The 22,996-nt window shown below is 45.7% G+C and carries 20 protein-coding genes; 13 read left to right on the forward strand and 7 right to left on the reverse strand.

The window, feature by feature from the left end:
• Together mfd and K5Q92_RS03740 are read right to left on the reverse strand one after the other, a co-directional pair.
• On the reverse strand, positions 1-3,474 hold the full coding sequence (gene mfd, locus K5Q92_RS03735; protein ID WP_220767714.1) for a transcription-repair coupling factor: 3,474 nt from the start codon (positions 3,472-3,474) through the stop codon (positions 1-3).
• 89 nt (positions 3,475-3,563) lie between these two features.
• A complete protein-coding gene (locus K5Q92_RS03740; RefSeq protein WP_220767715.1) occupies positions 3,564-4,148 on the reverse strand; it encodes a hypothetical protein in 585 nt (194 codons plus the stop codon).
• A gap of 230 nt (positions 4,149-4,378) precedes the next feature.
• Here K5Q92_RS03740 and K5Q92_RS03745 point away from each other — a divergent pair, with 230 nt between their 5' ends.
• The 3 genes from K5Q92_RS03745 (at position 4,379) to lolE (ending at position 7,645) form a co-directional block, all read left to right on the forward strand.
• Positions 4,379-5,602: a lipoprotein-releasing ABC transporter permease subunit gene (locus K5Q92_RS03745; protein ID WP_220767716.1), complete on the forward strand. Its 1,224-nt coding sequence runs from the start codon at positions 4,379-4,381 to the stop codon at positions 5,600-5,602.
• Positions 5,603-5,699: 97 nt separating this feature from the next.
• Positions 5,700-6,398 (forward strand): lipoprotein-releasing ABC transporter ATP-binding protein LolD, encoded by a 699-nt coding sequence (gene lolD / locus K5Q92_RS03750; protein ID WP_220767717.1) that lies wholly within the window; start codon positions 5,700-5,702, stop codon positions 6,396-6,398.
• Positions 6,395-7,645, forward strand: coding sequence for a lipoprotein-releasing ABC transporter permease subunit LolE (gene lolE, locus K5Q92_RS03755; protein WP_220767718.1), 1,251 nt, complete (start codon positions 6,395-6,397; stop codon positions 7,643-7,645). Before lolD ends, lolE begins: the two co-directional genes overlap by 4 nt.
• A gap of 72 nt (positions 7,646-7,717) precedes the next feature.
• Here the strand turns inward: lolE and K5Q92_RS03760 are convergent, their stop codons facing one another.
• A complete protein-coding gene (locus tag K5Q92_RS03760; RefSeq protein ID WP_220767719.1) occupies positions 7,718-8,098 on the reverse strand; it encodes an STAS/SEC14 domain-containing protein in 381 nt (126 codons plus the stop codon).
• A 227-nt stretch (positions 8,099-8,325) separates the two neighbouring features.
• On the opposite strand from K5Q92_RS03760, the gene K5Q92_RS03765 reads away from it, so the two are divergent.
• The 4 genes from K5Q92_RS03765 (at position 8,326) to K5Q92_RS03780 (ending at position 11,788) form a co-directional block, all read left to right on the forward strand.
• Complete coding sequence (locus K5Q92_RS03765) at positions 8,326-9,240, forward strand: M14 family metallocarboxypeptidase (protein ID WP_220767720.1); 915 nt, start codon at positions 8,326-8,328, stop codon at positions 9,238-9,240.
• Between the two features lie 435 nt (positions 9,241-9,675).
• Complete coding sequence (locus tag K5Q92_RS03770; protein WP_220767721.1) at positions 9,676-10,218, forward strand: TlpA disulfide reductase family protein; 543 nt, start codon at positions 9,676-9,678, stop codon at positions 10,216-10,218.
• 1 nt (position 10,219) lies between these two features.
• A complete protein-coding gene (locus K5Q92_RS03775; protein WP_220767722.1) occupies positions 10,220-10,687 on the forward strand; it encodes a hypothetical protein in 468 nt (155 codons plus the stop codon).
• A gap of 42 nt (positions 10,688-10,729) precedes the next feature.
• A complete protein-coding gene (locus K5Q92_RS03780; protein ID WP_259649477.1) occupies positions 10,730-11,788 on the forward strand; it encodes a S9 family peptidase in 1,059 nt (352 codons plus the stop codon).
• 86 nt (positions 11,789-11,874) lie between these two features.
• Here K5Q92_RS03780 and K5Q92_RS03785 read toward each other — a convergent pair whose 3' ends face one another.
• Positions 11,875-12,837, reverse strand: coding sequence for a LysR family transcriptional regulator (locus tag K5Q92_RS03785; RefSeq protein WP_220767723.1), 963 nt, complete (start codon positions 12,835-12,837; stop codon positions 11,875-11,877).
• A gap of 154 nt (positions 12,838-12,991) precedes the next feature.
• Here K5Q92_RS03785 and K5Q92_RS03790 point away from each other — a divergent pair, with 154 nt between their 5' ends.
• Positions 12,992-13,297, forward strand: coding sequence for a monooxygenase (locus tag K5Q92_RS03790; RefSeq protein WP_220767724.1), 306 nt, complete (start codon positions 12,992-12,994; stop codon positions 13,295-13,297).
• Positions 13,298-13,548: 251 nt separating this feature from the next.
• On the opposite strand, the gene K5Q92_RS03795 is transcribed toward K5Q92_RS03790, so the two are convergent.
• A complete protein-coding gene (locus K5Q92_RS03795; protein ID WP_220767725.1) occupies positions 13,549-14,109 on the reverse strand; it encodes a VOC family protein in 561 nt (186 codons plus the stop codon).
• 80 nt (positions 14,110-14,189) lie between these two features.
• A complete protein-coding gene (locus K5Q92_RS03800) occupies positions 14,190-14,672 on the reverse strand; it encodes a murein L,D-transpeptidase family protein (protein ID WP_259649481.1) in 483 nt (160 codons plus the stop codon).
• A 244-nt stretch (positions 14,673-14,916) separates the two neighbouring features.
• Here K5Q92_RS03800 and K5Q92_RS03805 point away from each other — a divergent pair, with 244 nt between their 5' ends.
• Together K5Q92_RS03805 and K5Q92_RS03810 are read left to right on the forward strand one after the other, a co-directional pair.
• On the forward strand, positions 14,917-15,750 hold the full coding sequence (locus K5Q92_RS03805) for an ion transporter (RefSeq protein WP_220767727.1): 834 nt from the start codon (positions 14,917-14,919) through the stop codon (positions 15,748-15,750).
• A 43-nt stretch (positions 15,751-15,793) separates the two neighbouring features.
• Complete coding sequence (locus K5Q92_RS03810) at positions 15,794-17,305, forward strand: MATE family efflux transporter (RefSeq protein WP_220767728.1); 1,512 nt, start codon at positions 15,794-15,796, stop codon at positions 17,303-17,305.
• A 27-nt stretch (positions 17,306-17,332) separates the two neighbouring features.
• Here K5Q92_RS03810 and K5Q92_RS03815 read toward each other — a convergent pair whose 3' ends face one another.
• Positions 17,333-17,569 carry a DUF2986 domain-containing protein gene (locus K5Q92_RS03815; RefSeq protein WP_220767729.1) on the reverse strand — a complete coding sequence of 79 codons (237 nt, stop codon included), beginning with the start codon at positions 17,567-17,569 and terminating at the stop codon, positions 17,333-17,335.
• A 234-nt stretch (positions 17,570-17,803) separates the two neighbouring features.
• Between K5Q92_RS03815 and yqfB the strand changes: the two genes are divergently transcribed.
• The 3 genes from yqfB (at position 17,804) to K5Q92_RS03830 (ending at position 22,951) form a co-directional block, all read left to right on the forward strand.
• A complete protein-coding gene (yqfB, locus tag K5Q92_RS03820; RefSeq protein WP_220767730.1) occupies positions 17,804-18,118 on the forward strand; it encodes a N(4)-acetylcytidine aminohydrolase in 315 nt (104 codons plus the stop codon).
• A 376-nt stretch (positions 18,119-18,494) separates the two neighbouring features.
• Complete coding sequence (locus K5Q92_RS03825; protein ID WP_220767731.1) at positions 18,495-19,838, forward strand: efflux RND transporter periplasmic adaptor subunit; 1,344 nt, start codon at positions 18,495-18,497, stop codon at positions 19,836-19,838.
• Positions 19,835-22,951 carry an efflux RND transporter permease subunit gene (locus tag K5Q92_RS03830; RefSeq protein WP_220767732.1) on the forward strand — a complete coding sequence of 1,039 codons (3,117 nt, stop codon included), beginning with the start codon at positions 19,835-19,837 and terminating at the stop codon, positions 22,949-22,951. The genes K5Q92_RS03825 and K5Q92_RS03830 overlap by 4 nt, the downstream gene beginning before the upstream one ends.
• Positions 22,952-22,996: the final 45 nt, after the last annotated feature.

Consider the following 22,996-nt stretch of genomic DNA (forward strand, 5'->3'; position numbering starts at 1 on the left):
TTATTCTCCAAGACGATGTTGAAACAACTGCTCAATTAACAGTTTGAGTAATGCGAGCCTATCTTTAGCTGTTTCAGAAGGCATAGCAAATTTTAGCTTATTGGGCCCGTCCATTCGATATACTTGTGGCTGGCTTTGTAGCAAACCGATGATAAAGGTTGGATCAACCTGATTGTTTTCACCGAACTCTATACTACCACCTTTAGCGTGCATTTCGATTTTTCTTAAGCCTAACTGTGTGGCCAAATGCTTATAAAGTGTCATTTCCATCAAGTTTTTGGTCGCATCGGGCAACATACCGAAGCGATCAATCAACTCGACCTTCATCTCATCGAGTGCTTTTGCGGTTTCACAGTTAGCGATCCGCTTATACAGCGAGAGACGAATATTCACATCGCCAACGTAATCTTCAGGCAGTAGCGCAGGAATGCGTAGTTCAATTTCACACTGATGTCGTAGCATCTGATTTAGCGACGGCTCTTTTCCCTGCTTAAGCGACTTCACTGCATCTTCTAGCATCTCCATATAGAGGGTAAAACCAATCTTGGAGATATGACCGCTCTGCTCATCGCCAAGTAGCTCACCGGCACCGCGAATTTCCAAGTCTTGGGTAGCAAGCATAAAGCCGGCTCCAAGATCTTCTAATGCACCGATCGCCTCTAGACGTTTACGGGCATCTTTAGTCATACGTTTGGGGTGAGGGGTCATCAAATAGGCGTAGGCTTGGTGATGAGAGCGTCCCACGCGGCCGCGTAGCTGATGTAGCTGAGCCAGACCAAAGTTATCAGCGCGTTCAATGACAATGGTATTGGCCGATGGCACGTCGATACCTGTTTCGATGATGGTAGTACAGACTAATACGTTAAAGCGCTGATGATAAAAATCAGACATCACTCGTTCAAGTTCACGTTCACGCATCTGCCCATGGGCGGTCACCACGCGTGCCTCTGGTAGCAGCTCACTGATCTCTGCTGCACGCTTCTCTATAGTTTCGACACTATTGTGCAGAAAGTAAACTTGACCCCCCCTTAATATTTCACGTAGCAAAGCCTCACGAATGGTTGCTTCATCGTACTCTCTGACAAAGGTCTTCACTGCGAGTCGCTTAGCTGGCGGGGTGGCGATAATTGACAGGTCGCGCATGCCAGACATTGCCATATTCAATGTTCGCGGAATAGGCGTTGCTGTTAAGGTTAAGATATCGACATTGGCTCTGAGGGCTTTGATCTTCTCTTTCTGTCTTACGCCAAATCGGTGTTCTTCGTCGATAATGAGCAAGCCGAGATTCTCGAACTTGGCTTCCGATTGCAGCAGCTTGTGGGTACCAATCACGATATCGACTTTACCATCGAGCAGATCTTTCATCACTTGAGTCTGTTCTTTCGCAGTCTTGAAACGAGACATCACCTCAATTTTAAATGGCCAGTCTGCGAAGCGGTCTTTAAAGTTTTCGTAATGCTGCTGAGCGAGCAGAGTAGTCGGTACTAAGATGGCGACCTGTCTGCCATCATTGACGGCGACAAAGGCGGCGCGCATGGCGACTTCGGTCTTACCGAAGCCCACATCTCCACAAACTAATCTATCCATCGCCGTTGGCGAGCGCATATCTTCCAGTACTGCTTCAATGGCTGTCTCTTGGTCAACGGTTTCCTCATAGGGGAAACTGTTGGCAAACAGTGCGTACTCTTCCTGATCTATTCGACAAGCCTCACCGGGACGAGCCTGTCTGCGGGCATAGACATCGAGTAGCTCCGCGGCCACATCTCGAATTTTCTCAACCGCTTTTTTCTTCGCCTTGGCCCAGCTTTCATTTCCGAGCTTGTTAAGGGTTGCCTCCTCATCGGGGCCAACGCTGTAGCGGCTAATTAAATGCAGTGAGCCAACAGGCACATAGAGTTTATCGCCACCTGAGTATTCAAGGACTAAATACTCGGCCACTAAGCCGCCTGTGTCTAAAGTTTCTAGACCCTGATAGCGTGCCACACCATGATCTAGATGGACTATGGGTTGGCCTACTTTTAGCTCGGCAAGGTTCTTAACTAAGGCATCGGAGCTGATCTGGCGCTGTTTATCACGGCGACGACGTTGAGAGATGCGTTGACCAAATAGTTCCGTTTCACAAATAAGAGCAAATTTGCCACCGGTTTTCTTTTCAATCACGCAGCCATGGGCTAGCGGAGAAACAATCAGGCCGAGTTTTGCCTTGCTGGCGACAAATTCATCGAAATGGCTAAACTGTTTAGGCTTGAGGTTGATCTTAGCAAGCAGCTCTAGCAGCGCCTCTCGGCGCCCCTCAGATTCGGCACTAAATAGCATACGCTCGCCGAGTGTGGCGTATTTCTCAAGCTCAACCAAAGGTTGTTTGAGCTTATGGTTGGCGCAGAGATCTGGCAGTTTACTGGCTTTGGCATGCGATGCTGTACCCGTGTAGGCTTCATCTTTAAGTCCAAAGCGAGGCAAGCCTTTAAAAGATGCGAAGATTTGCTCTGTCAGTAGATATAATTCTTGTGGCGTGAGTAGTGGCCTTAATGGGTCTACGCGCCTGTCTTCGTAGCGAACTTCAACCTCATTAAGGTGCGAGTGAGTGGCCGCTTCAATGTCACCTAAGGTGATTAGCTGAGTATTATCTGGGAGATAATCAAAAAGGGTGGCGGTTTCATCAAAAAACAGTGGCAAGTAGTTTTCAATTCCCGCAGGCATGGTTTTCTTACTGACCATCTGATAAATCGAGCCAGGTTCTTTAACCAATACCTCAAAACGGCGGCGGTACCTTTGCCTAAAGCCTTCTATCGCGGCATCATCGGTAGGGAACTCTTTCGCTGGAAGCAGACGAATAGCATTGATCTCTTTGCTAGAGCGCTGAGTTTCTGGATCAAAATGACGAATGGTTTCGACTTCATCATCGAATAACTCGATGCGATAAGGCTGACTCGAACCCATAGGAAAAATATCGATAATTGAGCCTCGCACGGCAAACTCGCCGTGTTCATAGACCTGCTCAACCACGTGATAGCCTGTGTTAATTAACTGCTCGCGTACATCTAACAGACGATACTTATCGCCTTTCTCCAGCATCAATACGTTACCCGTCAGGAACGATTGTGGTGGTAGGCGCACCATCAAGGTGGTGATTGGGACAATGACAACTGCGTGTTGAGCCTGAGGTATACGTGATAACGCTTCTAAGCGCTGGGAGACCAGATCTTGATGTGGCGAGAAGCTGTCGTAAGGAAGTGTTTCTCTATCGGGAAAAAGCCAAATCGGTATTGATTGCTCACTGAGCAGGTAACTTAGTTCTGCATCAAGAGTGATTGCACTGGGCGTATCAGCTGTCACCACTAAGGTGACACCTAAATGTTGCTTGGCAATATTTGCGATGGTTAGCGCTTGGGCTGCGCCGCCGAGTGTACACAGCGTTTGTGCCAATTTGGCACTCTTGACCGCTGGTGGAGTCAATACAGAGAAAGCATTCATTAAGGCGAGGAAACAAGTCCAATAGCAGTAAACTTGCTAAGTATTGTAGAGGCTTGTTTCAGCTCATGCCAGTGAAAATTCTTTTTGGCTTAGCGAGATAACTGTCGTAGCTTTAGCTGCTTTTGCTGTAGAGTCAGGCTAGCTTTGACTAACTGCTCAACGTCGTTCTCTTGGATAACGCAAAAGCTCAGCTCCACGGCGTATTGCGTAGTTGATTGTGTATCCGTAGCTTCGAGTAGTGAGCAACTTATGACTTTTGCAAAGCAGAGCAAGGCGACAAGCTCCTCTTTAATATGCAGTGTCACCTGAAACACCTGTCCTAGCTCTAGGGGAGTAGGGCTAACAAGAGTAATGCCACTGCCACCAAACTGTTTGCCGATGTAGTGAGTACCTTCATACTCCTCTTTCGCCATGATGTGTTGTAACACCATATCGATTTTGCGCGATTGCAGTTTTAAAAACTCCACCACGGTTTTGGCATCGTCATCGAGGTGGCGCAATTGTAACAGGCAATCTGATTCGAGAGCCTTTACATCACTAATCAGCTGTAAGCTTGTCGGCAGCATAAGGCTGAGCTGCTCGACTAACGGCAGAGGTTTAGCACTGTCCCAAGGACTCAAGTAGACATCAAATGGGTGATTAATACTAAAATAGGCGGTAGAGTCAGTTAACAAGGGTATTGCCTCTTGTTTTTAGGGGGCTAATACCCCTATTATCGTGCGCATCTTTATGATTTAGCAAGGTTAGACACACAAATGTCTTAGTATCGAGAGGAAATTGAGGCTTTTTTGTGAACTGCTGAGTGGATCCTTATCCTGTTTTTGCAGGAGAGGGCAGTGACTTCGATGGCGTTATATTAATCGTTATTGCGCTCAGCTTAAGTCGATTTTATTTGGGTTTCTTAATGAATTTTTCATTATCGTTTTATATTGGTTACCGCTACTGGCGCTCCCGTAAAGCTAACGCATTTGCGTCGTTTATCACTCTTTTTTCCGTTTCTGGTATTTTACTCGGTGTGGCAGCCTTGATCCTTGTTAGTTCGGTGATGAATGGCCTAGAGAGTCAGCTTAAACAGCGGATCTTAGGTGCGGTGCCACAATTAACCGTGCATTCGCAAACGCCAATCGATAATTGGTCAAAGCAAGTTGACAAGTTAAACCTATTGCCTGGGGTTCAAGGTGCAACGCCGAGTATATCGACCCAAGCTATGGTGCAGTCTCCGAGCAATATTGGTGCTGCTCAAGTCTATGGTATCTATCCTGATCAAGAAAAAGCCCTGCTCAATACCACTAAACGCGTCTATTCAGGCAACTTTGATGCACTAGAGTCGGGTAAATATCGGATAATTTTAGGCGCCGAACTCGCGCGCAAACTCGACGTTGCTCCTGGTGATAAAATTCGAGTCCTCAGCGGTGATGGCGTAGTTTATTCACCTTTAGGCCCTGTGCCGAGTCAGCGTAAGTTCACCGTGGCTGGCGTATTTGAGATGGGCTCACAAGTGGATGCGACTCTGGCCTATGTTCACCATGATGATGCGCAGCGATTGATGCGCCAAAAGGCGGGAGAGGTTAAAGAGCTACGTCTATATTTGGACGATCCTTTTAATGCCGCCAAAATTGCTCCTGAAGTGGTGGCGCAATTTGCAATGCCTGTGACGACTACCGACTGGCGCGATACTTATGGGCATCTTTTTGGTGCGGTGAAGATGGAAAAGAACATGATGTCTTTAATGCTTAGCCTGATTATTGCCGTTGCTGCTTTTAATATCGTATCGGCCTTAGTGATGATGGTCGTTGATAAGACCACAGATGTTGCTGTGCTTAAGACCCAAGGCTTAACGACAGCGAATGTGATGGGTATTTTTATGATCCAAGGTTCGTTAAATGCCGTTATCGGTCTCATCTCCGGTGTGGTGGTTGGTACTTTACTCACCCTTAACTTAAACACAATTACTCAAGCACTTGGGATCTCAATATTAGGAGCGGGTCAAAACTTACCTGTACAGCTTGAAGTGAGCCAGCTGACGTGGATTGTTGTCGGCACGCTAGTGATAACATTGCTTGCCACCATTTATCCAGCAATAAGAGCCGCCCATGTGCAGCCTGCGACCGCACTTAGATATGAATAAGCGGTTCTATTAAGTAGGCAAGGATACGAGCAAGCGGCTTTGCGAGAATGCGGCTTTATGAGTAAGCCAGGAACAAGATACGAATAGCGAGTTAAAAATGAATCAAGAATTACTGCTGCAAGTCAGTCATGTGAGCAAGCGTTACCAAGAAGGCTCGGTCGATACTCAGGTCTTAAATGATGTCGATCTGCAAGTCTTTAAAGGCGAACAGTTGGCGATTGTTGGCAGCTCTGGCTCAGGTAAGAGTACATTACTGCATATTATGGGGACGCTAGACAGCCCTAGTAGCGGCAGTGTCACTATGCTTGGTGAAGATCTTTATAAGCTGTCGAGTCAGCGTCAAGCGCAGGTGCGAAATGAGCACTTGGGCTTTATCTATCAGTTTCACCATTTGTTGCCTGAATTTACAGCCCTTGAAAACGTCTCTATGCCAGCACTTATTCAAGGTCAGCGACGTAAGCAGGTAGAAGCTAAAGCCAAATCACTGCTTGAGCGAGTAGGACTGGGTCATAGGTTGAGCCATACTCCGGCAGAGATGTCTGGTGGTGAGCGTCAACGTGTGGCGATTGCCAGAGCATTGATTAACGATCCTAAGTTGGTGTTAGCCGATGAGCCGACGGGGAACCTTGATGCGAATAGCGGTGAAGCCGTCTATGAGCTAATCACCGAGCTTGCAGCTCAACTTGGTACTGCATTTGTGGTGGTTACCCATGATCAAAGCTTAGCTGCGCGAATGGATAGGCAGTTGCATATGAAAGATGGTCGTCTAGTGCAAGCCGAGGAGCTTAACGCATGAGAGCGTTGTTAGCGATGTGGGTAGGCTGGCGCTTTTATTTTGCCCGCCAATCGAATCGATTTATTAGTTTTATCTCCTTCGCTTCAACGGCAGGAATTGCCTTAGGTGTGGCGGTACTTATCGTGGTGCTGTCGGCCATGAACGGTTTTGAGAAAGAGTTAGAGCAGCGACTATTAGGGGTCGTGTCCCATGGTGAACTTATTGGTGTGAATGAACCTATACGGCAATGGCAATCTATCGTAGATGATGCCAACAAGGTGCCAGGGATCTTAGCCGCAGCGCCATTTGTGCGTATGCAGGGGCTTGTGCAAAAAGTTGGTGGCTTTCAAGGCATAACCGTACTCGGTGTCGATGTAGATAGTGAGGAAGAAGTCTCTAATATTAAGCAATTTATGTCGGCTGATAGTTGGCATAGCCTTGCTCAACAAGACAGTAATAATATTGTTTTAGGCAAAGGCTTAGCCAAGAGTCTCGATTTAAAAGTTGGTCAGTCCCTTAGCCTGTATATGCCTAATATCAGCCAGTCACAGAGTAAGATAGGTGCGGCAAAGAGCTATCGTTTTGTGGTCTCAGGGATTTTTGAGCTAGGGGGAGAGCTTGATATGAGCACCGCCTATATCCCGATGCAATATGCCGCAAAGGCCTTGAAGTTAGGTGATAGTGTGTCAGGCGTGCGGATTAAAGTGGACGATGTGTTTGCCGCACCAAGGCTTATTCGGGATTTAGGTTATAGCCAGCAGCAATATGTGTATATCTCAGATTGGACTCGTACTCAGGGTCATCTTTATCAAGATATTCAGTTGGTCAGAATGGTGATGTACTTAGTGCTCGCTCTCGTGATTGCCGTGGCTTGCTTTAATATCGTTTCAACCTTAGTGATGGCGGTTAGAGACAAGCAGTCAGAAATCGCGATTTTGCTCACCATGGGCATGAAAAAAGCCTCAGTGATGTTAATTTTTATTGTTCAGGGAGCGTTTAATGGCGTGTTGGGCTGCGCTATCGGCGGCGTGTTAGGCACGATTACTGCGCTGAATTTAAGTGCCATTGCTCGCGGCATAGAGTCGCTGTTTGGTATCCAGTTGTTATCGGCCGATGTCTATTTTATAGACTTTTTACCTTCACAGCTTAAAGGCGGTGATGTGATGACTGTGATATTGCTAGCCTTTGTCATGAGCGTTATCGCGACCCTGTATCCGGCTTGGAAAGCTAGCCAGACCCCGCCAGCCAGAGCACTAGCGGGTCGGTAAATTGCTGATAATAAAGCCGGCGGGTGCTGGCTTTATTATCTGCGGTATTGATTCAATGCGATTGATTCCTCGCTACTGGTTAAGCCAGGCTAGGGCTTTGGACTCATCGTCAAAGTAGCGGGTCTCCCCAGCGATAAACCAATTACCAATTTTTGCGGCAAGTTCTTGCCACCCCTTATTGCCATAAAGCGCAATCTTGACGAACTGATTTCCATGCTTTAATCCCACCTTAAAGTCATCCCATGCCGCGCTTAGCTCCCACCCCTCAAGCTCAGTCGCATCGAAAAGTGCTTTAATCTTGGGGTGTTTGACTTCCGCTAACGCGGAGTCGATTACTGGTGTCATGGCGAGGTAATCACTATGGGTGAGTTTGCCTTTTGCTTTGAGGGTGAGAAAGAATTCATCGTTCATTCTCTCTAGTCCGATGGTAAATCCGTGTCTTAAGGCTGTCATACCAACTCTCCTTGCTAGGTAATGCGCGTCATATCGTATTTATAAATTTGATAAAACGAACGCCATGAAAACTAATCCAGACAACTGCATTGATATCGATGAATATCACGTTTATGCTTTCGGGCAATTAAATTTCGCCTGTTTAGCTATAAGGTTAGATGGCAGTTGATAATTAGTTATTAGGTATAGAAGAGCTTGGGGCGAAAACCAAGTCAAAAGGAATAATAATGGATCAGCAAGCATATTCAATTGGTGTAAAGGGTCAAAAGTGGGGCGAGTCCGAAAAGGCCCAATGGTTTGATGCTCAAGAGATCAAACGCTCCTATCAAGAGTTAGTCGTAGCTAAGATCCTCGCGCTAAAGGAGCGTTTTGAGGTTGAGCAGTATGGTGCACTTTCCTACGATGTTGAGCGTTATCCGTTGTTTGCGATTAAGTCACTAAATTGGGATATGACTAAGCCAACAATTCTCGTTACAGGTGGCGTTCATGGCTACGAAACCAGTGGCGTGCAGGGAGCGATTCGCTTCGTTGAAACCAAAGCGGCTGAATATGCAAATCATTTTAATATTTTAGTAGCGCCTTGTATCAGTCCATGGGGCTTTGAGACCATTAACCGTTGGAACCCTAAAGCAGTCGATCCAAATCGCTCTTTCTATCAAGACAGTCCTGCTGAAGAATCTGCAGCCTTGATGGCGCTATTAGCCAAGCTTGGAGTTGAGTTTTTTGCCCATATCGATCTGCATGAAACTACTGATACCGATAACAGCGAATTTAGGCCTGCATTGGCAGCGCGTGACGCAGTGGAGCACACCAATTGGAACATTCCAGATGGTTTTTACTTAGTTGGTGACACAATCAACCCGCAAGCTGCGTTTCAAACGGCAATGATTAAATCGGTAGAACAGGTAACTCATATTGCCCCCGCCGATGAAAACGGTAAGTTAATTGGTGTCGACTTAGCGCAGTTTGGCGTGATTAATTATGCTACCAAAGCGCTAGGCCTTTGCGCGGGCGTGACAGATGCCAAATATGTCACCACCACTGAAGTTTATCCAGATAGTCCGCTGGTGGACGATGAGAACTGCATTTTGGCGCAGGTCGCTGCGATAACGGGTGGATTGGACTACTTGTTAACGCTGTAATTTCGAGTTTGAATATTAATTTTTTAAACCCCGATTACCAAGGCCTCGTCATTTAGACGGGGCTTTTTTGTCTGTATCTTGGCTAGTAATTAAACAATATGTTTGAAGTCAAAGACAAATTTCAGTTAACCTGTTTACGACAATAATAACAAAAACGGCAAAAGGGAATTTGCAAATGAGCATCAATGCGACCCTCTTAGGTGAGTTTATCTTACTGATAATGTTAGTTATTGGCGGAATAAGCTTCTACCTAGGCATGAAAACCTAATGTAAATACTAAAACTATCTAGATAGACTGCCATTATCCATAAAGCTATTTGGGCGTGAGTCTGTTTGTTTAACTTTTAGTATTTAGGCTCAGACTGTCACGATAGGAAAGCATTGTTATTATCTTTGCCATTATTTAGAGTTTAAATTCAATCAAGGAAGATAAAAATGAAACACTGTATATTGATTTTTTTGATATTGCTTAGTGGTAATATTTCTGCGCAGAGCTGGGAACAAAAGGTTGCAAGTTCGCTAGCTTATATAGGCAAGCCTATTCAACAAATTGAAATGATTGACTCAACGGGTAATGACAGGTCTTTCGATGAGTTAAAACAGCAAAAAACGGTTATTTATTTCTTTGCTTCTTGGTGTGCTCCCTGTTTCGATTCATTGAAAAAAATAGAAGAGTTGAGCGCTAATAATGAGGTGAAAGTTAACCTAATTGCTTTAGCGTTGGATAATGATAAATCAGCAGTGCAGGCAATGATTGAAAGAGCGGGATTTACAGGGGCTGTTTGGCTAGCAACTGAAGGAGAAAAGCCTTTGCAAGAACGCTTTTTTGCCAATGCGTATCAAGCCTTACCATATACGGTGGTACTAGATGAAGAACTCGTATTAGTTGAGGCTAGTTACAATGTGGATTTAGAAAGCCAGTGGGCTGCATTGCTGATAAACGAACACTCTTTGGAGCAAATCAAGAGTATGTATTAAATTGCTTTCTGACTTAAAGGGTTTACAGGTGAAATACATACCCGCATTAGCATTTGGCCTGATATTAGCGATACTCACGTTTTATATTTTTCAGTTATCCGCAAGCTTATCATTTACCTTGCAATTCTTAATTGCCACTGAGAACTTAACTGAGAATAGTCCTCAGTGGTTGTTACTCTTGGTTCAAGATAATCTAATCGCTTTGCTACCAGCATTGCTGGTGGTCAGTGCTTATCGCCGTTTATTGCCTCGTTTTCCTTTTAATTGGCTGACAGCGATTTTTATGCAGTTACCTATGATTTATTTAACCTATCGAGTTGATAGTTTCTCAATGAAGTTCGCTTCCCTAATTGAAGTGGTGCTCTCCTTGGTTAGCATCATTAATTGTTCTTCAGTGCTGATTATTTATGCCTTGATGCAAAGTGTTAATTATTTTGGCAAAAACAAGCGTGCTTTGAATTTTTCCTAGTCATTGATATTGTGTTGTGCGCTAACTAAAAAGGAATGTTTAGTGAGCTTATTTTTAACAACTACAGCATTAACATTTTCTCTATTTGTTCTTGCTCCGTTTAGTACAAATCCTTCTATGCTAATACAGCACCCCTTAGTTACACAGGAGCAAGACTGCTTTCATGAGTCATATTCTGAGTATGACTTGTGGGTGGAGCATACTCGACAGCGGTTTAAACAGGCATATCATGCAGAAACGGCAGTTGATAAATCGCTCGCTTTGTTTAAATCACGCTATTCAAAAGAAAAGTTCGATACTTATAAAAAACTAACTTGCAGAACCTTTAGCTATGACGTGGATGGTGTTCCGGTGCAAGGCTACGTTATTAAGCCTAAACACATGCCCCGATCATTACCCGTTGTTATTTTTAATCGAGGTGGCAATGGGAATTTTGGTGGTGTTCGTTTTTTATCTATGTTTAAGACCTTATTTCCGATAGCTGAACAAGGTTTTGTCATTTTCGGTAGCCAATATCGTGGCACATTTAGCGATAAAATTGACTCGAAATATGGCTTCCAAGGATATTATGCTAAGCAACCTCAAGATGAGTTTGGTGGTAAAGATATACAAGATGTGATTCGTTTAATTGATTACATCCCAAGTATTGTGGGGGTTGATCCAAAACGTATTGGCCTGTTTGGTTGGAGCCGAGGGGGAATGCAAAGCTATTTGGTGTTAAAGCAGGTTGAAAATATTAAAGCGGTAGTGACGGTAGCAGGGAACTCTGATCTGTTAGCTGGTCTTAGCCAGCGTCCTGATATGGAGCGTGTATATAAAAAGCGTATTCCAAACTATCAACAAAATAAAACTAGCGAACTTGAAAAACGCTCGGTGATTAAATGGGTAGATAAGTTACCCACTAATGTACCGATCCTGTTGCTACATGGCAGCGATGATAGGCGAGTCGATGTCAGCCATTCAATCATCTTGGCCGATAAGTTGAAACAGCATAACTTGAGCCATAAGCTGGTGGTTTATGATAGGGATGATCATGGCTTAACCCACAATAAAGAACAAGCGAACCAAGAGATAGTTTCTTGGTTTAAGCAACACTTGTAAGGACTATAGTTACAGCAAGGAGTGGCAAAAAATTACTGAGCTCAGACTAGTGAATATTTACCTATATTTTCTTGGCTATCTATATGTTAGCTCACTCTACTTCCTAACAGTAGTTGATACAGCTGCATAGCCGCAGGCCCTGTTTTAACACCTTTGGGTAATGTCAGGTGCAGTGGGACTTGGTAGCTGTGAGCATGTTCAATATCAAGAATAACCACATCCTCATTATTGTACTTATCGATAACGTGTTTGGGTAAACGGCTATAGCCCACTCCTAGCTTTACTGCGTCCCAAGCATGGTCAAAGTTATCAACTGTGATGCGCTGATTCGATTTTAACCAACCGACATCTTGATTCAGCTTTGTGCTGACTTTCTCCTTGAGTCTATTTTTACCAGCGTCTTCGAGTGCTGTTTCGAAGTCAGGACACTTGCTTGAGCAAAGATCATTGCCTAAATCGCGAATAACAATTTGCCTGTTTGCGGCGAGATCGGCTAAGCAGGGTTTGGTTATTGAGGCTAAGGCGTGACCTTTAGCCACAACCGGATACATGTCCACCATGGCAAAGCTTTCTGATGGGTAATTAGTAATGGGCAGAGTGATAATAGAGATATCTGCCAATTCTTCTGTCACCATACTGCTGGTTTTGGACAGTGAGGTCTCTACAATCTGTATCGAGGTCGCGTTGTTTAATTCAAAAAATTCGGCCATGGGTCGATATAACCATGCACGATCGCATAGATGATCTATGGCTACCACTAATTGAGACTCCACTCCTTGAGCTATTTGAGAGCTAAGCTGCTCCAGTGCTTTGGCTTGTTCAAGCATAGATTGAGCGCGCCGCAGTAGAGATTTGCCTTCGTCGGTGAGTACCGCGCGGCGCCCAACAACCTTGATAAGTGTGATACTAAGCTGTTCCTCTAGCTTCTTTACGGCGTAGATAAGTGTGGTATGGCTTTTATTAAGTCTTGCAGCCGCGGCTTGTATGCTACCTGCTTTATCGATTTCAGATAGTGTCAGCCACTGTTCTAAGGTTGTCTTAAGTCTCATCGGTCTATTCTATCTACAGTAATTCGCAAAATTATGAACTTTAGTGTCTATTTATTGAGAGTATCATGCCGTTAATTCCGAGAAAATAGGTGAACCTTTGCCATGTGTTTTCTCGATAAATAAACAAGATGGTTGGAAAAATAGGATGGCTAAAATGAATAAGTTACTGCAAGTTGATTTTGAGTTTAATGGGCCTTTTGGAGAAGAGATGGCACAGGTGCTTCAAGGACTGGCGCAATCTATTAATCAAGAGCCCGGATTGATCTGGAAGATTTGGACTGAAAGTGCGGCAAACAAACTCGGTGGCGGCATATATTTATTTGAGGATGAACAAACTGCAAAGGCTTACCTTGCTATGCATAGCGCTCGTTTAAAAGAGATGGGCATCAATGAGGTCCGTGGCCAGATCTTCGATATTAATCAATCGTTGTCTAAAATTAACCAAGCTCCCCTGATTTAGGCTAAACAAAGGCTGTGGCAGGCTGAGATGTACAATTAATCATTTTTGAGTCTGCTTTAGTCTATTGTTGGCAGGTAACAGCATTTTAATAAGTTTAGATTTCTCAAAAAGCGTAGCTTCGATAGCTGCGCTTTTTTATTGACTTAAACTTTGTAGAACCTAGAACCTAGAACCTAGAACCTAGAACCTAGAACCTAGAACCTAGAACCTAGAACCTAGAACCTAGAACCCAGAACCCAGAACCTAACGTCTTATTCCGTTTCCGAAGCAATAACCGCTTTAATACCGTGAGCGTGTACCTTGACGCAAATTCCCTGTTTCTTAAAGGCAATGGTCGGATTTGGAAGACGCTCTTTATCACCTTTGGGTGAGCTCAGTTTAACTTTTATATCTGTCTCGCCGGCTAACACTGGTGCTAGCTGTGGTGCTTGTTCAAGTAGAGCTTGGCTCAGTGTGTCGCAATCTTTAGCGCCGCAATCTAGCACTAGCTCAATATGTTCCCAACCTTCGACCGGATAGACTTTGTCACTTGGATAAGGCAGCTCGACACACTCAATAGTGCTTGTACCCATCATTAATGGCTGGTGTAACTCGATAATCAAAATCGGTCGGCCGTTAATCATGTTGTCTGAAATGACTTTCCCAGTGCTTTCAAATCCACAACGTAGTTCATCAGCCGCCTCTGTGCTATTGACGCGAAGGGCGGTGTGATCACATTCGAGCGCGAGTGAGTCCAGACCTAACTCTTGGACAAATGCTTGTATCCGCTGGCTAAATGTAGGCCAGCTACGGATTAATTCTTGGTATGTCATAGGACGCCTTATAGCAAAATGAACCTCTAATAAAAAGAGGCCCTAAATCAGGTTGTAAAATTGGAACAGAGTAAAAGTGTTTAGGGCCAGATCTCTATCGGTGTGCCTTCATCGATCGCTCGCCAAAGCTCATCCATTTCAGCATTGGTGACCGCAATACAACCATCGGTCCAGTTATACATCTGGGCTTCTTCTGGGCTTAGGCTAGAGTTGGGGTTTTCACCGTGGATCATGATTTGTCCACCAGGGCTAATACCGAGTGCATCGGCGCGCAGGCGGTCTTCATCGTTGGGATAAGAGATACGAATAGCGCGATAGTACGCACTGTCAGACTTTTTATAGTCCAATAGGTAACGGCCCTCGGGGGTCCGTTGATCGCCTTCTGTCAGTTTATGTCCAATAGGATTATCACCCATAGCAATACGATACTTCTTGAGCACTTTTCCTTGGCGTAATAGAGCCATGCTTGCTTCTGACTTGGTGACGACCACAAGGTCGGCTTTACCGCTGCTCATCGCGCTTGCGAAGGACGCGGTAGAAAAAAGCGTGCTAGAGATAAGCATCAACAAACTGAGTGATAAAACAATAAAGCGCATGGATAACCTTGAGCGAAAGAGCTAAATATCGATGAATGACAGAGTTTATCTTACCCTAAAATGGCACGGGTGTTGACGGCAAAGATAAAGATTATTTTTGAGCTCTTACCCTATGCGTGTCACACTATTCATATTATCTATTTTAAAACGTTGATTCGTCAGTTTAAGTCGATGATTTCTTCGTCACTTTTTGTAAGGAATTGCTGTAGCAATGGCAACAGAGAAAGAGCCAGAAAGTTTATTTAAACTAAAATTACGCCGAGTTATTTTTGGAACCGATACTCCAGCGGGGCGTTATTTCGATATCACTTTAATGATCTGTATCGTGATGAGTGTGTTGCTTGTTTTTCTTGATACCGTGGCTTCAGTTCATGAGCAGTATGGTGACATCATTGTCATCTTGGAGTGGGGCTTTACCATTATCTTCACCATTGAGTATCTGCTTAGGCTTTATTGCTCGGCCAAGACGCTCAGTTACGCCAGAAGCTTTTATGGTGTAGTGGACTTGTTGTCGGTATTACCGACCTATTTAGCGCTGTTCTTCCCTGGTGCAAGCTTCACTATGGTCATTAGGATCCTGCGTCTATTCAGGATTTTCCGAGTATTGAAGCTACTGCGGTATCTAAGTGAAGGTAATCTGCTGCTACGTGCCATGATGCAGTCGAGTCGTAAGGTATTTATCTTCTTTTTCTCGGTCAGTTTGATTGTTGTGGTGTTGAGTGCCGTAATGTATGTGGTTGAAGGGCCGGATAATGGCTTCACCTCTATTCCCAAGTCGATTTACTGGACTATTGTGACCATCACGACTGTGGGCTATGGCGACATTACCCCTGGCACACCACTAGGGCAGGCTATTGCAGCATTTACCATGCTGTTGGGTTACTCAATTATTGCCATTCCAACGGGTATTTTAACTGCGGAGATATCCCAAGAAATTGGCCGCACGCGAGACCTAAGGCGTTGTAGTAACTGCTTGAAAGTAGGCCATGAAAATAATGCGCTTTACTGCGATCATTGCGGTAGTGAATTAGAGAGCGAGTTGTAAACATAGACAAAGTTAACGGATTAGTCAGAGACAAAGAGGTGTTATGGCTGTAGCCAAGTTTGTACAGGGATCGATTCTACGTCACATATTAGTGATGAGTTCTACCGCTGCGGTCGGGATTTCGGCGTTGTTTGTGGTCGATCTGCTGGATATCTTTTTCTTGAGTTTACTCGGGGAGCAGGAGTTAGCAGCTGCGGTGGGCTACGCCGGCACCATCTCGTTTTTTACCACCTCAATCGGTATTGGCCTATCCATAGCGCTGGGGGCGCTTGTATCGCGCTCTATCGGCGCGAAAGAGACTGAAAAGGCTAAGCGATTGCTACTCAACAGCTTAGTGGTGACGCTATTGATGAGTCTTTTTGTCGCCTTTAGCGTGTATATGTTTATTCCTGAGCTGTTAAGTCTAGTGGGGGCTACGGGCAAAACGGCTGAGCTTGCCGAGGGCTACCTCAATATTTTGGTGCCGTCCTTGCCGCTTATCTGTCTTGCTATGGCGCTGGGTAGCGCATTGAGGGCGGTGGGCGATGCCAAGTTGTCTATGGTATCGACTTTGATTGGTGGTGGCGTTAACGCCATCTTCGACCCGATATTTATCTTTATGTTTGCCATGGGGATTGAAGGTGCCGCAGTTGCCTCGGTAATGGCCCGTTTTGCGGTATTTGCGGTTGCAGCTCGCGGTGTGGTGGTAAAGCATAACTTATTTGGGCGCTTTAACATCGACCATTTTGTGGAAGATCTTAAGCCTATTTTTGCCATTGCGGGCCCCGCGATGCTGACTAATGTGGCTACGCCCATAGGTAATGCGGTGGTGACTCGAGCTATTGCAGACTTTGGTGATAGCTATGTTGCCGGTTGGGCGGTGCTTGGACGGCTTATCCCAGTATCGTTCGGTATGATCTTCGCGCTCTCTGGTGCCGTTGGGCCCATTGTTGGGCAAAACTATGGTGCGATGGAGTTTGGGCGGGTGAAAGAGTCGTTGACTCGGGCTATCCAGTTTTGCACCGTCTATGTCGTGAGTGTGTCACTGCTGCTATTTTTAACTCGAAACCAAATTGTCAGCGTATTTGATATGAAAGGTGATGCGGCTGAGCTGATCTTATTTTTCTGTTCCTATATTGCGGTGTTCTTTATCTTCTCCGGTATTTTGTTTGTCGCCAACGCCTCTTTCAATAATTTAGGTAAGGCCAAGTATTCGACCTTGTTTAATGTGGGTAAAGCGACAGTGGGCACTATTCCTTTTGTGTACTTTGGTGCGCAGTTTGGAGGGGTTTATGGTGTGCTGATGGGGCAAGCTGTTGGCTCGATACTTTTCGGCGTATTGGGTGTCCTAGTGGCATATAGGCTGGTTGATAAGGTTAGGGCTGCGGCTGTTAAGCCTGTGGTTGAAGCTGAGGATAAAACTGAGTTTGACGAGGAGCTGAGCTTAAGCGGTCAGAGCCCACTCTCATCCTCTTGTGCCAACATGGCAATCGTCAATGAGGAGCAGGACTGTGAGGGGAGCAACGAAGTGGCTGAGCTTATTGGCGTTAAAGAGGACGGCGCCGCTAGCAAATAAGCTCTATTAATCGTAAAGGGCTGCTCTTTAGTTAGCTGGTACTGTTTTTTCTTCGTTTGCTTCTACAACAGGTGAGTCAGTTGCCGCATCTGTTGTTTCTACTGCTGCAGTTGCTTGCTCTGCCGCTTCGGCTTCAAGTTTAGCCTGCTGCTCTGCACGCTCAGCCTTAGACACGTATTTTTTGATCGTAGGCGCAGTGTGCTTGTTTAGGCGAGCCTTGGCACGTTTTGCGGTCTTTTTGATCATCTTCTGTTTTCTGTTCATGGTTACTCTACGATATGCCTATTAATGATGACAATTGTGGCACATTCTGCGCCAAGCTAGAAATCGGAGGCGAATTTTACCTTAAACAGGCGGCTATCGCTACCATAGTGTTTGTCGGTTCCAGTTAGCTATTTTAATATGTGGCGTCGAAAAATATGTATCAATGTTTCGCATACAATTAAAATGGCTTAAAAGCATCAATCGCGATGCATTAAATTGAGTAGTTAAAGTATTATGAATCCACCGAATGAGATCACTTTTTTTAGCCGTTTCGAAGCCGGTATTTTAGCGGGCAAGAAGACCATTACCCTACGTGACGAGTCAGAGTCCTATTATCAGGTGGGGCAGCGGGTGAGGGTATCCAATTTAGAAGATGGTCGTTGCTACGGCGAGTTAGACATTCTATCGGTTGAACAAGTGGCGTATGACGATCTCAATAACAGTCACGCTGAACAAGAGAATATGAGTCTTGCGGAGCTTAAAGTTTTAATTAGGCAGATTTACCCAGGGATCACCTCTATGTATATGATCCGCTTCTCATTAGTTTAGCTTTTACTCTTGACGAGTGGATCCAACAACTTAGCTTTAGTTCAAAATTATTTTACAAACTTACCCGTTAAATTAACGTAGTGTGCAGTTATTCAAAACTCTGGTTTTTGAGTAACGATTCTTCATGCAAAAAAACAGGGTAAACAGTAGACTGCGCTATTTAGGTGAATAGTGCGGTTTGGTGTCATGCTTAATAACCCCAGTTCCGTTTTTCCCTGCCCGTTATTTCACTTAATGAACTCGGATGTTTCCCTTTGTCATGCCGTTATCAATGGCAAAACTGCACGGTTATTAACTCAATGATGAATTTTATACTCAATTGGCCAAGCATTACCTTGTACTTCTCTCGTAGGAACTTTATGGGAGGTACGCAATAATGTCGGCATTTAAGGGCAAACGATGGTATTTCTTTCCGGCGGTCGCGGTAGGTTTTGTGGTGTTGGTGTTAGTCGTCAAAATGCGCAGTCACCCGCCGTTAGAGCTGCAGGCGGAGCCGAGTAAATTAGTTGAGGTTATCTCTTTAGAGAAAAGCACTGTAGTGGCACAAGTGGATGCCTTCGGTCGCGTTAGCCCCAAAATTCAGTGGCAATTACTGCCAGAGGTCGGTGGCCGTGTGGTGTATAAACATCCAGATCTGGCCGTTGGTAAAATATTAGCAAAAGACACGCTATTATTAGCAATTGATCCGCTGGATTATCAGATCCGCTTGGCTCAGGCACAGGCTGACCGTAAGGCGCTTGAGGGGCAGTTAGAAGGCAAGAAGCTACAACTTCAAAACCTGCAGTTATCGCTTGAGATTGAAAATAATCGCTATGACTTGGTCAAATCTGACTTAAAGCGTAAAGAGACACTGCGTCAGAAAAACCTTATCTCGCAATCAGAGCTCGATGGTGAAAGGCAAAACCTGCTCGCTCAACAGCAGAAGCTGCAAGAGCTAGACAACTCCCTGACTTTAATGCCCAACGAGACACAAATTCTTGAAGCACAACTACTACAAGCGGTTGCTCGTGAGCAGGAAGCTCAGAGTCAGCTAACCAAGACCGAAATTCGACTGCCTTTTGAAGGGCGCGTTGCCGAGGTCAACGTTGAAGCTAGCCAAGTGGTGTCGCCGCAGCAGGTGCTTGCACGTATCAATGGCATAGAGGTGATGGAGGTCGAGGCTCAGCTATCGCTTGGTGATGTGATGACCTTAATGAAGACGGTGACTCAGCCGCAAGGGCAAGGCCATGAATTACCTCGCGCCGAAACCTTGGGGTTAACGGCAGAGATCACCTTAAAAGGGGCCACTTACTCTTTTAGTTGGCCAGCTGAAATTACCCGCATTGGCGAAACGGTGGATCCAACATTAGCCACCGTCAGCATAGTGTTACAGGTGGAGCAGCAGTACCGTGAGCTAAAAATAGGTCAGTCGCCACCATTGGTGAACGGTATGTTTGTCAGTGCCCGAATTAAAGGCGGTGAGCGTGACTACTGGATGGTGCCTGAGCGTGCACTGCATGGTGAGAAGCTCTATATCATGGATCAGGATAACCGACTGCAGCTGATAGATGTGCAAGTGCTGTTCCGCCAAGAGGGGCAAGCGGCGGTGCAAGGTGAGTTAGTTAATGGTATGCAGTTAGTATTAACTGACCTTATTCCAGCGGTTAATGGCATGGCGCTGCGCAATCAAGGCAGTGATACTAAGGGAGCTGAAACTGCTCCAGGGGAGATGCAGCCGTGATCGGATTTTTTGTTCGTCACCCCACTGCCACAACGATGCTGATGCTGGCGTTTATCGTGTTGGGGATCAAGGCGCTGCCTGAGCTTAAGCGCGAGACGTTTCCCGAGTTTTCCAAAAGTTATATTACCGCACAGGTGGTGTTGCCTGGCGCATCCCCACAAGATGTGGAGGAGAATCTCTGCCTTAGAATGGAAGATGCCGTCGACAGTCTTGGCAGTATTATCGAGACCAAGTGTGATGCCTTAGAAGGCGTGGCACGCATGACACTCAAGCTTGACGATAAAGCAGATTTGAGCCGTAGCCTAGTGGATGTGCAAACTAAGATCTCCGCCATTAAGGACTTCCCAGCGGAAATTGAGCCGCCGATCGTCGAAGAGCTGGATTTTAATGAACGCATCATAGATATCGCCGTATCTGCCTCGACCAGCAAGCCGGAACTGAAAGCCTATGCGGAAGATTTAAAACGTCGTTTGAAGCTTGATACCAGCATTAGTCAGGTTGAGATCTCGGGTTTCTCATCCCATCAGTTATTGGTAGAGATCTCGCTTGGCGCTATCAAGCGCTTAGGCATGAGTGTTGCGGATGTGGCTAAACAGATTGAGCAGCAAAACGTGCAGCTGCCAAGCGGTACGGTTGAGACACCAAGTAAGAACATTCTTATTCGCTTTGATCAGCGGGAGGTGGAGCCTGAGCGTCTTGCTAATATCGTTATTCGTTCCGATGCGCAGGGTGGTGTGGTGCGCTTGCGTGATATCGCCACCATTACTGACAGATTTGAGCTCGATGAGGAGAGTATTCGCTTCGATGGTGAGCAAGCCGCAATTTTAACTGTATTTAAAAATAAGTCTCAGGACTCACTGCGTCTCAAAGAGGAGATTATCGGCTTTTTAGACGCCGAGAAACTGCGTACTCCAAATGGTATCACCATTAGCACCTCTAACGACTTGAGTTCCTTGCTGTGGGATCGCTTAACCATGCTGATTAAAAACGGTTGGCAGGGGGTGGTACTCGTTTTCTTGTGTATGTGGCTGTTCTTCAGCCTACGCTACTCATTCTGGGTGGCCATGGGCCTACCCATCGCCTTTATGGGGAGCCTTTTCTTTATGGCGCAGGTCGGCTTAACCATCAACATCATGACGCTGGTGGCCTTCTTGATGGCGATTGGTATTATGATGGATGATGCTATCGTAATAGCCGAGTCGATTGCTGCTCACATTGAACGTGGCATGAGCAAGGCCGATGCGGTGATTCAAGGTGTAAAGCGTGTGCTGCCCGGTGTTGTTTCGTCATTCTTAACCACGGTATTTATTTTCTCCAGTATCGCCTTTATGGAAGGCGACATGGGTAAGGTGCTACGAGTCGTGCCGCAAACCTTACTGCTGATCTTAACCATCAGCCTTGTGGAAGCATTTTTGATTTTACCCAATCATCTGGCCCACTCAGCGAAGGGAAAAGAGCGTAAGACCAGCCGCTTTAAGCAAATATTTAATCAAAAGTTCGAACACTTTAGAACCGTGCAATTAGTGGCGGCAGTAGAGTGGGTGATTAACTGGCGCTATGTGTTTATGGGGTCGGTGATAAGCCTGTTATTTATCTCTATCTCACTGGTTGCAGGCGGCGCGATTAAGTTTGTCGGTTTCCCCGAGCTTGATGGTGATGTGGCCGAGGCGCGCATTATCTTGCCGCCGGGTTCAACGCTGCTGCAGACCGAGCATGTGGTTAACCGAATCGTCAGCGTCGCTAAGGCGTTAGATGATAAATACAGTCAGAAAGAGGACGGTCAGCGACTCATTCAGCATATCACCGAGCGCTTTAACTTTAACGCCGATGCGGGAGAAAGTGGTGCCCATGTGGCCACGGTGAAAATCGATCTCTTGAGCGCTGAAGTTCGCCAAACCTTGATGAGCACGTTTATTCGAGAGTGGCAGCAGGGCGTAGGTGAGATGGTCGACCCAATTGCAATTGTCTATAAGCAACCTAAGATGGGACCTGCGGGGCGTGCGATTGAAATCCGCGTCCGAGGGGATGATTTAGACGAGCTTAAGTCAGCCTCAATTGAGGTTCAACAATACTTGCAAGGCTTTAACGGCGTATCAGGCGTGATGGACAGTATGCGGCCGGGTAAGGCAGAGATTCTGATGACTCTGAAACCCGGCGCAGAAGCATTTGGGGTCAACGGTATGATGCTCGCTAGTCAGCTGCGCGGTGCCTACTTTCATCAGACTGCCGATAATATTCAGGTGGGGCCAGAAAGCATTCAAATAGATGTGCAGCTAGATAAAACCGATGCGGCCAAACTTGAAAATCTCGCCAACTTCCCAATCACCATCGGCAGTGCTGGCGAGCAGGTGCCACTTTCTGCCGTGGCCGATTTTGAGTGGCAGCGTGGTTATGTGAAGATCTCGCGTCTCGATGGTATGCGTTTTGTCACCATTACTGGTGAAGTGGATACTCACTTAGCCAATGCGAGCGAGATTAACAATGCCTTTAAGGCCGAGTTATTGCCTGAGTTGAAAAAGCGCTATCCCGGTATTCGAGTCAGCTATGAGGGCGAAGTGAAAGAAAGTAAGACCACGCAAAACTCTATGGCCAGTGGTTTTATTGTCGGTCTTTTGGCTGTATTTGCCATCTTAAGTTTGCAGTTTAAGAGCTACATTGAGCCTTTGGTGGTGATGGCAGTTATCCCCCTTGGCTTAATTGGCGTGCTTTGGGGTCACTTGTTGCTGGGTTACTCCATGAGTATGCCATCAATTATGGGCTTTGTGGCGCTTGCTGGTGTGGTGGTTAACGACTCAATTTTGCTGGTGCAGTATATTCGCTACCATGTAGAGGAAGGGCAATCAGTGCATCAAGCAGTAGTGAGCGCTAGCAAAGAGCGCTTTAGGGCGGTGTTTATTACGTCCTTAACCACAGCTGCGGGTATGTTACCTCTATTACTTGAAACCAGTATTCAAGCGCAGGTGTTGCAGCCTCTGGTGGTGTCTATGGTGTTCGGTATTTTTGCTTCAACGGCATTGGTGCTGTTTATGGTGCCTGCTTGTTACGCGATTTTAGAAGATTTTGGCAAGGTTAGCTTTAGTCAGAAGGCTGAGGCCATTGCAGCTTCTGGTTAACTTTATATTGGCTCGTAAGTAAAAAGGTTCTTTATCAATGGATTA

This window comes from Shewanella sp. MBTL60-007 (assembly GCF_019654915.1).
Taxonomy (GTDB): domain Bacteria; phylum Pseudomonadota; class Gammaproteobacteria; order Enterobacterales; family Shewanellaceae; genus Shewanella.

Coding starts and splice junctions, on each gene's coding strand:
- K5Q92_RS03790 (WP_220767724.1), top strand. CDS start 12,992: ATGAATAAGTTACTGCAAGTTGATTTTGAGTTTAATGGGCCTTTTGGA.
- K5Q92_RS03795 (WP_220767725.1), bottom strand. CDS start 14,109: ATGACATACCAAGAATTAATCCGTAGCTGGCCTACATTTAGCCAGCGG.
- yqfB (WP_220767730.1), top strand. CDS start 17,804: ATGAATCCACCGAATGAGATCACTTTTTTTAGCCGTTTCGAAGCCGGT.
- K5Q92_RS03800 (WP_259649481.1), bottom strand. CDS start 14,672: ATGCTTATCTCTAGCACGCTTTTTTCTACCGCGTCCTTCGCAAGCGCG.
- lolD (WP_220767717.1), top strand. CDS start 5,700: ATGAATCAAGAATTACTGCTGCAAGTCAGTCATGTGAGCAAGCGTTAC.
- lolE (WP_220767718.1), top strand. CDS start 6,395: ATGAGAGCGTTGTTAGCGATGTGGGTAGGCTGGCGCTTTTATTTTGCC.
- K5Q92_RS03770 (WP_220767721.1), top strand. CDS start 9,676: ATGAAACACTGTATATTGATTTTTTTGATATTGCTTAGTGGTAATATT.
- K5Q92_RS03765 (WP_220767720.1), top strand. CDS start 8,326: ATGGATCAGCAAGCATATTCAATTGGTGTAAAGGGTCAAAAGTGGGGC.
- K5Q92_RS03785 (WP_220767723.1), bottom strand. CDS start 12,837: ATGAGACTTAAGACAACCTTAGAACAGTGGCTGACACTATCTGAAATC.
- K5Q92_RS03815 (WP_220767729.1), bottom strand. CDS start 17,569: ATGAACAGAAAACAGAAGATGATCAAAAAGACCGCAAAACGTGCCAAG.
- K5Q92_RS03760 (WP_220767719.1), bottom strand. CDS start 8,098: ATGACAGCCTTAAGACACGGATTTACCATCGGACTAGAGAGAATGAAC.
- K5Q92_RS03810 (WP_220767728.1), top strand. CDS start 15,794: ATGGCTGTAGCCAAGTTTGTACAGGGATCGATTCTACGTCACATATTA.
- K5Q92_RS03805 (WP_220767727.1), top strand. CDS start 14,917: ATGGCAACAGAGAAAGAGCCAGAAAGTTTATTTAAACTAAAATTACGC.
- mfd (WP_220767714.1), bottom strand. CDS start 3,474: ATGAATGCTTTCTCTGTATTGACTCCACCAGCGGTCAAGAGTGCCAAA.
- K5Q92_RS03825 (WP_220767731.1), top strand. CDS start 18,495: ATGTCGGCATTTAAGGGCAAACGATGGTATTTCTTTCCGGCGGTCGCG.
- K5Q92_RS03745 (WP_220767716.1), top strand. CDS start 4,379: ATGAATTTTTCATTATCGTTTTATATTGGTTACCGCTACTGGCGCTCC.